This is a genomic window from Limnospira sp. PMC 289.06 (genome assembly GCF_032350395.1).
GTDB lineage: Bacteria > Cyanobacteriota > Cyanobacteriia > Cyanobacteriales > Microcoleaceae > Limnospira > Limnospira platensis.
The window spans coordinates 1-351 of record NZ_JARPLC010000536.1 but is presented as its reverse complement, the minus strand read 5'-3'; the positions used below and the strand labels follow the sequence as shown (position 1 = coordinate 351).

At 45.3% G+C, this 351-nt stretch carries 1 protein-coding gene; it reads right to left on the bottom strand.

All coding sequences use genetic code 11. The annotated features are described in order from the left end of the window. Positions 1-315 (bottom strand): IS630 transposase-related protein (locus tag P5674_RS26170; RefSeq protein ID WP_315670518.1); only part of this gene is annotated, 315 nt, incomplete at its 3' end. Between the last annotated feature and the right edge of the window lie 36 nt (positions 316-351).

The following is a 351-nucleotide window of genomic DNA, read 5'->3' as shown; positions in this document are numbered from 1 at the left end:
AATGGTGCCAGGAGAGATGTCGTCATCCCAAAGTTGAGCCATTTGAGCGGAGGTTTTGTCGCCATGCTCTTGGGCAAAAGCCTTGAATTTATGCCAGTCGGTAATTTGGTGGTTATTGCCAGGTCGGTGATTAGGTTTAGGGAGGAAGTCTCCGGTCTGTGCTTTTCTTTGCAGCCAGAGATTGATAGTGTTCCGGCTGAGATGGAAAAATTGACTGGCTTTGGTTTTGGACATACCGTATAGTTCAATTGCATTGATAACTTTTTGTCTAAGGTCGTAACTGTAGGGGGCTGGCCTTTTGGGTCTTCTGTAGATATCCTTGCCATTATACGTCCTAAATGTTCTGTCTTG